This is a genomic window from Poseidonibacter sp. (assembly GCF_041821165.1).
In the GTDB taxonomy this organism is placed as follows: domain Bacteria; phylum Campylobacterota; class Campylobacteria; order Campylobacterales; family Arcobacteraceae; genus Poseidonibacter.
On the sequence record NZ_JBGUES010000080.1, the window covers coordinates 1 to 9,763 of the forward strand.

10 protein-coding genes are annotated in these 9,763 nt (G+C 25.9%); 7 read left to right on the forward strand and 3 right to left on the reverse strand.

The features are described 5' to 3' along the window. Positions 1-288, reverse strand: a 288-nt coding sequence (locus ACERKK_RS07595) for a response regulator (protein ID WP_373772479.1), incomplete at its 3' end; no start/stop codon positions are given. Positions 289-502: 214 nt separating this feature from the next. Between ACERKK_RS07595 and ACERKK_RS07600 the strand changes: the two genes are divergently transcribed. Further along, a complete protein-coding gene (locus ACERKK_RS07600) occupies positions 503-2,926 on the forward strand; it encodes a heavy metal translocating P-type ATPase (RefSeq protein ID WP_373772480.1) in 2,424 nt (807 codons plus the stop codon). Positions 2,927-2,935: 9 nt separating this feature from the next. Further along, a complete protein-coding gene (ccoS, locus tag ACERKK_RS07605; RefSeq protein ID WP_373772481.1) occupies positions 2,936-3,181 on the forward strand; it encodes a cbb3-type cytochrome oxidase assembly protein CcoS in 246 nt (81 codons plus the stop codon). Between the two features lie 11 nt (positions 3,182-3,192). Here ccoS and ACERKK_RS07610 read toward each other — a convergent pair whose 3' ends face one another. Next, the gene (locus ACERKK_RS07610; protein ID WP_373772482.1) at positions 3,193-3,483 is read right to left on the reverse strand and encodes a cytochrome c; all 291 of its coding nucleotides are present in this window, start codon (positions 3,481-3,483) and stop codon (positions 3,193-3,195) included. Positions 3,484-3,610: 127 nt separating this feature from the next. Next, positions 3,611-4,915, reverse strand: a complete 1,305-nt coding sequence (locus tag ACERKK_RS07615; protein ID WP_373772483.1) for an APC family permease — start codon at positions 4,913-4,915, stop codon at positions 3,611-3,613. A 119-nt stretch (positions 4,916-5,034) separates the two neighbouring features. Here ACERKK_RS07615 and ACERKK_RS07620 point away from each other — a divergent pair, with 119 nt between their 5' ends. From ACERKK_RS07620 to ACERKK_RS07640, 5 genes are read left to right on the forward strand one after another with little or no spacing between them, the layout of a single operon-like run. Next, positions 5,035-5,634, forward strand: a complete 600-nt coding sequence (locus ACERKK_RS07620; RefSeq protein WP_373772484.1) for an ATP-binding cassette domain-containing protein — start codon at positions 5,035-5,037, stop codon at positions 5,632-5,634. Position 5,635: 1 nt separating this feature from the next. Continuing rightward, positions 5,636-6,562, forward strand: a complete 927-nt coding sequence (gene hemH / locus ACERKK_RS07625; protein WP_373772485.1) for a ferrochelatase — start codon at positions 5,636-5,638, stop codon at positions 6,560-6,562. A 10-nt stretch (positions 6,563-6,572) separates the two neighbouring features. Beyond that, complete coding sequence (gene amrA, locus ACERKK_RS07630) at positions 6,573-7,121, forward strand: AmmeMemoRadiSam system protein A (RefSeq protein WP_373772486.1); 549 nt, start codon at positions 6,573-6,575, stop codon at positions 7,119-7,121. Further along, positions 7,121-8,896, forward strand: a complete 1,776-nt coding sequence (gene amrS, locus ACERKK_RS07635) for an AmmeMemoRadiSam system radical SAM enzyme (protein WP_373772487.1) — start codon at positions 7,121-7,123, stop codon at positions 8,894-8,896. The genes amrA and amrS overlap by 1 nt, the downstream gene beginning before the upstream one ends. A 1-nt stretch (position 8,897) precedes the next feature. Beyond that, a complete protein-coding gene (locus ACERKK_RS07640; RefSeq protein ID WP_373772488.1) occupies positions 8,898-9,638 on the forward strand; it encodes an ElyC/SanA/YdcF family protein in 741 nt (246 codons plus the stop codon). Positions 9,639-9,763 lie beyond the last annotated feature (125 nt).

Below are 9,763 nucleotides of genomic sequence, written 5' to 3' on the forward strand. Positions count from 1 at the left end.
ATTTGAAAATGCTGTTGCTACAATAATAGGAATATTAATATTGATTTTTTTAATTTCTTTAACCATTTCTAGACCATTTAGAATTGGCATATTAACATCTGTTATAATTAAATCAATTTCATTTTCATGTTCTTTGAAAAGTTCTAAACCTTCTGCTCCATCTTTTGCAACATATTGTTTTTTAGTAAATCCCTTTAAGATTTGATGAGTTACTTCTCTTAAATCTTTTTCATCTTCTGCATATAAAATAGTGATGTTTTTTAGTATAGATATATTATTAGTTATCATTAAGACTTACTCCAAAATTATTACGATATAATAACATAAATTAACATAAAAAACTTATAGAAACAGTCAATAAATCGCTGTTTTAATAAAAGTGTAACTTATTTGTTTCTTTAAAAAATTGTACTACAGAAACTATAATTTGATTTTAATAATAATTTTTTAACTTAATAATAATAATTTTTAATAATATAGAAATGTATATAGGATTAATTACGTGTCAAAAGTAAAATGTAATCATTGTCATCTAAGTTTTACAGATGAAGTTATGATTAAAGATAATGAACTTAATTTTTGTTGTAAAGGTTGTCAAGGTGTTTATCATCTTTTAAAAGATGATGGACTTGACTCTTTTTATGACAAACTTGGAAATAAAACAATTGCTCCGCCTTTAGATATTGACAATGATGATTTAGCAAAGTTTGATACAGATAGTTTTACAAAAAACTATGTGAAAAAAACAAAAGAAGAGTTTAATCAAGTTGATTTAATTATTGAAGGAATTCATTGTGCTGCTTGTGTTTGGTTAAATGAAAAAATTCTTTATGATACAAAGGGAATAATTGAAGCTAATATAAATTTCACAACAAATAAAGCAAAAATTGTTTGGGATGAAGATGAATTAAAATTATCAGATATTATTGCTAAAATCAGGTCAATAGGCTATAACGCCTATGCTTATGATTCCTCAATTGCTGATAAAAAAGCTACTAAAGCAAAACAAGACTACTTTATAAAAATTATGGTTGCTGTAATTGCAAGTATGAATATTATGATGTTAAGTGTTGCAAAATATACTGGCTTTTTTACTGGAATTGATGAAGAAGTAAAAGATATGATTCATATTGGAGAGTTTTTACTTTCAACTCCTGTACTTTTTTATTCTGGTTGGATATTTTTTAAAGGTGCATATTATGGTTTAAAAAACCGTGTTTTAAATATGGACTTTTTAGTAAGTTCAGGTGCTACATTAACGTATATTTATTCTTTATTTATTTTATTTGGTGCAAAAGGCGAGAGTTATTTTGATAGTGTTGCTATGATTATTACTTTTGTTTTAGTAGGAAAATACTTAGAAGTTATTGGTAAAAAATCAGCAGTTGATACACTAGATAAAATAAAATCTTCTCTTCCTTTAGAAGCTGTTATTATTACAAATGGTGTAAAAAAAACTGTTGCTTTAAATAATATTAGTATTGGAAATATTATAGAAATTAAAGCAGGTGAAAAAGTACCAGTTGATGGAAAAATCATAGAAGGTGAGGCATCTTTTGATGAAGCTAGTTTAACTGGTGAATCAATACCTGTATTTAAAAAAGCATCTGATATGGTTTATAGTGGTACTATAAATACAAATGGTGTGATTTTATTTGAAGCAACTACTGATTTTAAAAATTCAACATTTTCAACTATTGTTACACTTTTAGAAGATTCACTTAACTCAAAACCAAAAATACAAGATAAAGCAAATGAAGTTTCAAAAGGTTTTACTTTAGCAATTTTAACTTTATCATTTCTTACTTTTTTAGTTTGGTATTTTTTTGGTCTTGATTTAGGATTTGATTATGATGGTGTTAATCACTTTGAAAAGTCATTTATTGTTGCAATTTCTGTAATTGTAATTGCTTGTCCTTGTGCTTTAGCCCTTGCTACTCCAATTGCAAGTTTAATAGGAATATCGCAATTAGCAAAAAAAGGTTTATTGTTTAAAGAAGCTAAGTTTATAGAATCACTTGCAAAAGCAAATACTGTGGTATTTGATAAAACTGGAACTTTAACAAAAGGACAACTTTCTGTTGTAAAAGCAAATATTTTAGATGAAAATATTGATAAGTTAAATCTTTTATATTCACTACTTGATTCTTCAAATCATCCAGTTAGTAAATCTGTAAAAAAATATTTAAAAGAAAACTTTGATTTAGACTTAGTTAAATTATCTGATATAAAAAGTATTGATGCTAAAGGTATGTCTGCTTCTTATAATAATCAAAATTTATTAGGTGGAAATCTTGAACTTTTAAAACAAGAAAATATAAAATATGATTTTAAATCAAATAATACAGTATATATTTTTGCTATAAACAATGAAGTAATTGCAACATTTGAACTTGAAGATGAGATAAAAGATTATGCAAAAGAGTTAATTAAATATTTACAAGAACATGATACTTCTGTTGTTATGTTAACAGGAGATACAAAAGAAGTTGCACAAAAAGTTTCGCAACAATTAAATATAAAAAAATATTTAGCTCACCAAACACCAACATCAAAAGCACTATTTATAAAAGAGTTAAGAGCTAAAGATAATGTTGTAATTATGGTAGGTGATGGAGTAAATGATAGTATTGCTTTAGGTAATGCAGATGTTGCAATAGCAATGGGAAGTTCTGCTGATATTTCATTGGCTGTTTCTGATATTGTATTATTAAACTCTTCATTAATTTCTCTAAAAGAAGCTTTTGTAATTTCAAAAAGAACATATAAATTTATAAAACAAAATCTAGCAATATCTTTAGTTTATAATATGGTTACGATACCTTTTGCAATGTTTGGATATGTTATACCTTTAGTTGCTGCATTATCAATGAGTTTAAGTTCTTTATTGGTAGTATTAAATTCTCTTAGAATCAAAATAAAATAGGAAATATTTATGATAAATGATACACTTTTTTTTATGTTAATAGTAGGAATTATAATTTCTGCTTTACTTTTGCTTTTATTTATTTGGGGTGCGAAAAGTGGTCAATTTGATGATTCAAATAAAATGGTAGATGGTTTACTATTTGATAGTGTTGAAGATTTAAATGATGCTATAAAAAAAGAAAAAAAGTTAAAAGAAGCTAAAGAGAATAAGAAAGTAAAATCAGAAAATAAAGTTAGTCAAAAGATTGACTAACTTTAAAGAAATTACTTCATTCCAGCAATAATATTAGCTAAAGCAGTAATATCAGCATCAGAAAGTCTAGCAACTTGACCTTTCATAACACCTTTCATTGGTCCACCATAAGTACCATCTTTGTAACCTTTTAATGCAGCTTCAGTTTTTGCTACATCCCAACCAGCGATAATTTGAGATTTACCTAAAGCAGCTTTTTCTCCGTTTGCACCATGACATCCAGCACATGCAGCGAAAGATGCAGCAGATAAAGTTGCAGCAGTTGCAGCAGCGATTAATGTTGATAAAACAATTTTTTTCATTTAATACTCCTTAATTTGTGTCGGATAGTTTAGCTTTTTTTTCTTTTTTATTTGCTTAATATCCTCTTCATTAAACATATGAATACATAAGTGTTACATTAAATTGTAGAGTAATTGTGTATAGTAATTATTTAAATTTTGAAAATAACCAAGCTAAGATAGTAAGAAATATATATAATCCTGCAATAAAATAAACCTGTTCTACTTGTGTAATAGCTTGATAATAAAGTATTAGTATAGTTGCTAGACTTAAAAAAATAATTGAAATTATAATTATTGATAATGATGAATTAGTCTGTTTATATATCTTAAAATTAGAGTATGCCATAAGAATAGATACTAGTAAAAAAGTAACACTCCCAAACTCAAGAATGACTTTTAAATCTCCTATTAAAATTAAACAAAATGCTAAAATTGACATAGTAATTATTGAATAAACTGGTATTTCATTTCTTTTTTTTGATAAATATGAAGGAAAGTATCCATCTTTTGCAATAACACTAATTAACCTTGATGCCCCAAATAGTGTTCCACTTATTGCACTACTTGTAGCTAATAATGCTCCTATAATCACCAAATCACTTCCCCAATGTCCTAATATATCAGATGCTCCTGATGCTAGTGCATATTCTTGATGTAAGATAATATTTTTAAAAGGAATTGCTAAAATTGCACCTACGGCTATAATAAAATAGATTAATGATGTAATTATAATAGCACTATAAATTGCTTTTGGTATTTTTATAATAGGGTCTGACATTTCGTTCATAGCATGAATTACTAATTGAAATCCCTCAAAAGCTACAAAAGTAAGAGAAGCTACAATTAAAATTGATAAAATATTAAAATCATCATTGTTTTCTAAAAGAATAGGAAGTGTTGTATTTGAATTATTTATAAGTACAAAAGATATTATAGTTAAGATAATTAGTTTTGTATAAACCATTATATCTTCTATTTTGCCCATACCTTTTACACTCCAAATATTTACAAGTGTAAAAACTAAAATAATAGCAGCAGCTGTTAATTTTCTCATTATATTATTGTCTGCAAATTCAAAAACACTTAAGGCATAAGAAGCAAAAGTATAAGCATATAAAGCAAGAGTACTTATATATCCAAAACTAACCCACCATCCAATAAGCGATGCTGCAAAGGGTGAATTTGGAAAAGTTTTTTTAAAAAAAGAATAAGTTGCACCTTCATCTTTATAATAAATTGCTAATTTTACATAAGAATATCCAGCTAATGATGCCAAAACTCCACCAATTAAAAAAGCCAATGGTGTAAAAACTCCTATAATCGATATAGAAATTCCTAATACTGTAAATATTCCACCACCAATCATTCCACCAAGGGCAATGGCAATTAGCTCTACAATACCTAAGCTTTTATTTCTTTTTCTATGAATAGTATTTTTTTGTTTTTTCATAATGATAAACTTTTTGTAGATAAATTAACTATATAATACAATTTTATCTTATTTATGATTTCTTTGCAAAACTAAAGGAAGATTTTCATAAACTATCCTTTAAATTTTAAAGGAAAATATTGAATAAAGAATTAGTACTAAATATCCAAGATTTAAGTTTTTCTTATAAACGTGAAAATCCAATTTATAAAAACTTTTCATTAAAACTAAAAGAGGGTGAACTAGTTACTATTTTTGGAAAAAGTGGAAGTGGAAAAACAACACTTTTTGAATTAATTATTGGAACACTAAAACCACAAAGTGGAACTATTGAAAAATCATCATTAAGTTTGATATTTCAAGATCCATATAATTCTTTTCATCCAACATATTCAATCTTAGAGCAAATAAAAGATGTCGTACCAGTTGCTTTTTCTTCTGAACTAAAAGGGTTTGTAAAAGAACTCTTAACTGAGCTTAGTTTAGAAGAAAATCTACTATTAAAAAAGCCATATGAATTAAGTGGAGGACAACTTCAAAGATGTTCAATATTAAGAGCATTATTGATGAAACCAAAACTTTTATTGATTGATGAACCAACATCAGCACTTGATAATATTATTGCATATGATGTAATGAAACTATTAATTAAGTATTTAGACTCTTGTGCTATTTTGTTGATTACTCATGATTTAAATATGGCTAATTGGTGTAGTGATAAAATAATTAGATTGGAATAAAATGAAAAAAACTAACAAAGCTATTGTTTTACTAAATATGGGTGGAGCAAGAAATAAAAATGAATTAAAAATCTTTTTGACAAATATGTTTAATGATAAAAATATCTTAAGCATGCCAGCTCCTTTACGAAAAATTATTGCATATTTTATTGTGAAGTCAAGATTAGATTCTGCATGGGAAAATTATGAATTAATTGGAAATGAATCTCCTATTAATAAGTTAACTGAGAAATTAGTAAATAAAGTAAATGATAAAATTGATGAGTATAAAACATATCAAATAATGAGATATACTCCTCCTTTTGCAAATGATGTTATAAAACAAATGAAAGATGACGGAATTAGTGAGGTTATTTTACTTCCTTTATATCCACAATATTCAACAACTACAACAAAATCATCTTTAGAAGATTTTCAAATGTATGCAAAAGATGCATTTAATGTAAGAGTAATAGACCCATATTATAAAAATGAATCTTTTAATAACTGTATTATTGATGAAATAAGTTCACAAGTTACAGACCCAAAAGAGTATAACTTAATTTTTTCAGCTCATGGTTTACCTCAAAAAATTGTTGATGCAGGTGACCCTTATGAAAAACAGATGAATGAGCAAGTTGATATTTTAAAAGAAATGTTAGAAAAAAAAGGTCTAAATTTTAAATCAATATCTTTAGCTTATCAATCAAAAGTAGGGCCTTTAAAATGGTTAGAACCATCACTTGATGATGCACTAAAAGATTTTAAAGAGCAAAATGTTTTAATTTATCCTATTGCATTTATTGTTGATAATTCAGAAACAGATTTTGAGTTAAGTATTGAATATAAAGAGATAGCTGAAGAAATAGGTATACATGACTATAAAGTGTGTAAATGTGTAAATGATAGTGATGCTTTTGTTGAGGTTATAAAAGAAATTATAAAATAAGGATTTTTTTATGAATGTAGAAAATGTTTTATTAGAAGTTGCACGTGCTTCAATTTTAAATGAGTTTAATAATTCATTTAAAATTGATAAGCAAGAGTTACAAAAAGAGTTTTCTATATTACAAGAAAAAAGAGCTTGTTTTGTAACAATAACTTTAAATGGTAAGTTAAGAGGTTGTGTGGGTTCACTAGTAGCTCATAGAAATTTACTTGATGATGTTATACAAAATGCTTATAATAGTGCTTTTAGTGATTTAAGATTTGCCAGACTCTCATATGAAGAGTTTAAACAAATAAATATTGAAATATCAGTTTTAACACCTGCTGTAAAACTTGAATACAAAGATACAGATGATTTAAAAGAAAAAATAAAACCTTTTGAACATGGTATTATTTTAGAGTGTGAAAATAAAAAAGCTACTTTTTTACCTCAAGTTTGGGAGCAATTACCAAATTTTGATGATTTTTTTACACAACTTAGTAAAAAGGCTGGATTTAGTGATTCTTGTTTATCTTTGAATCCTACAATTTATACATATACTGCTATTAAGATAAAGTAATGCAGTATTATAAAAAAGACAAAGATAAACTTGTCTGTTTATTATGCTCATATTACTGTAAATTAAAAACTAATCAAACAGGTATTTGTGGAGTAAATAAAAACACAGACGATAAAATAGAGTGTTTAGTTTATGGACATATTTCTGCACTAAATAATGACCCAATTGAGAAAAAACCACTTTATCATTTTTTACCAAAATCAAAATCTTTATCACTTGGAACTGTTGGTTGTAATTTTAAATGTCCATTTTGTCAAAACTATGGAATTAGCCAAGAAAAAAATATTGATAAATCTAAATATTATAGCCCAAAAGATATAGTAAATATTGCACTACAATATAATTGTGAATCAATCTCTTATACATATAATGAACCAACTATTTTTTATCCATACGCAAAAGATATAGCTATTGAAGCTAAAAAACATGGAATAAAAAATGTATATGTATCAAATGGTTTTGAAAGCAAAGAAGTTATAGATGATATGCTAGGAATTATAGATGCTGTAAATATTGATTTAAAATGTTTTAATGATAAATATTACAAAAAAGAGCTTGGTGGAAATCTAAATCAAGTTTTAGAAAATTTAAAACATTTTAAGAAAAATGGTATATGGCTTGAAATAACTACTTTAATAGTTCCAACAAAAAATGATACTTATGAAGAGTTAGAAAAAATTGCTAAATTTATAAAAGATGAACTTGATATTTATACACCATGGCATCTTTCTTCTTTTCATCCTGATTATAAAGATTTAGATTTACCTAGAACTTCTTTAGAAACATTAAAAATGGCCAAAAAAATTGGTGAAGATAATGGATTGAAATATGTTTATATTGGAAATGTACCTTATGAAAATAGTACTTTTTGTCCAAATTGCAATGAAGTTATTATAAAAAGAAATAGATTTGAAGTTTTACAAAATAGTATTAAAAATCAACATTGTCCAAAATGTCAATATAAAATACAAGGAGTATATCCTAAAATGAAAACAATAAGAAAAACAGGTTTTGCAGGCTCTTTTTATCCACAAGAAAAAGAAGAGATTTTAAAATATATTGATGAGTTTAATAAGCAAATCACTATAAATGGAAGCTTTGATACAAGAGCTATGATAGTTCCTCATGCAGGATATGTTTATAGTGGATTTACTGCTAATATTGCTTATAATATTTGCAAAGATAAAAAACCAAAAAGAGTTATTGTAATAGGTCCTTCTCATAGTATGTATTATGAAGGTGCAAGTATTGCTTTATATGATGAGTATGAAACACCTTTTGGAAATATAAATATTGATAAAGAGTATTCTAATAATTTAAAAGATAAGTATGATTTTCTTTCTTTTGATGATAATATGCACTTAGAACACTCAACAGAAACACAAGCTCCTTTTATAAAACACTACTTTGCTAATACACAAATAGTAGAAATAGTTTATGGGAAAATGCCATTTGAAGATTTATCTTCTTTAATAGATGAGGTATTAGAAGATAAAGAAAACTTACTTCTTATTTCTACTGATTTAAGTCATTTTTATACACAAGAAGAAGCAAATAAATTAGATAATATTTGTTTAAATGCAATAGAGAAAAAAGATATGTCTTTATTTGATAATGGCTGTGAGGCTTGTGGGAAACTTGGTGTTAAAGCACTTATTTATTCTGCAATTAAAAAAGATATGAAATCAAAAGTATTACACTATTGTACAAGTTTTGATAAAACAAAAGATGCTTCAAGGGTAGTTGGTTATACATCTGCTTTAGTAGGGTATTAAAATGTTTTTATTTAAAAAAATTGTTTCAGCTTTTTTAATGCCTGTCCCAATAGGTCTGTTTTTACTTTTATTAGCTTTTATATATTTATTAAGTAATTCATATAATAAAGCAAAGGTATATCTATTTTTAGCACTTTCTTGGTTTGTATTATTATCATATGCTCCAATTTCAAATATGATTATTAAACCTTTAGAAGATTCACATAAAGCACTTATAAATCCACCAGTAGTTAAATATATATTAGTTTTAGGTTCAGGACATAGTACAAATGAAGAGTTAAGCATAACATCACAAGTATCAAGTGTAGGAGTAAATAGATTAGCAGAAGGAATTAGACTTTATAATTTAATTCCTAATTCTAAATTAGTAGTATCAGGATATGGTGGAAAAGATATAAATCCTCATGCTTTAATGCAAGAAAAACTCTCACTTTCATTAGGCGTTAAAAAAGAAGATATTATAAGATTTGATACTCCAAAAGATACAAGACTTGAAGCAATAAAGATGAAAGAATTAGTAAAAAATGAAAATTTTATTTTAGTAACTTCTGCATCTCATATGAAAAGAGCTATGTTATTATTTAAAAAAGAGGGTCTTAATGCAATTGCAGCACCAACATATCACTTAGCAAAAGAGAATAAAACTTTTAGAAAATTCTCAGGCGATAATCTATACAAAGTAGAAGTTGCTTTTCATGAATACTTAGGAATTGCATGGGCTAAACTTAGGGATATTATTTGATAAACAATTAATAAATATTTTGATATGATTGCGACTTTGTTGCAAATAAAGGTAAAACTTGGAAATATTAAATATAAAAGAACTTTCTTATAAATATAGTAAAACAAAAGTTCTAGAAAATATAA

What these genes read in the sequence shown, in the direction of transcription:
- ACERKK_RS07615 (WP_373772483.1), bottom strand. Translation starts at nt 4,915, where the DNA reads ATGAAAAAACAAAAAAATACTATTCATAGAAAAAGAAATAAAAGCTTA.
- ACERKK_RS07610 (WP_373772482.1), bottom strand. Translation starts at nt 3,483, where the DNA reads ATGAAAAAAATTGTTTTATCAACATTAATCGCTGCTGCAACTGCTGCA.
- amrA (WP_373772486.1), top strand. Translation starts at nt 6,573, where the DNA reads ATGAATGTAGAAAATGTTTTATTAGAAGTTGCACGTGCTTCAATTTTA.
- hemH (WP_373772485.1), top strand. Translation starts at nt 5,636, where the DNA reads ATGAAAAAAACTAACAAAGCTATTGTTTTACTAAATATGGGTGGAGCA.
- amrS (WP_373772487.1), top strand. Translation starts at nt 7,121, where the DNA reads ATGCAGTATTATAAAAAAGACAAAGATAAACTTGTCTGTTTATTATGC.
- ACERKK_RS07640 (WP_373772488.1), top strand. Translation starts at nt 8,898, where the DNA reads ATGTTTTTATTTAAAAAAATTGTTTCAGCTTTTTTAATGCCTGTCCCA.
- ccoS (WP_373772481.1), top strand. Translation starts at nt 2,936, where the DNA reads ATGATAAATGATACACTTTTTTTTATGTTAATAGTAGGAATTATAATT.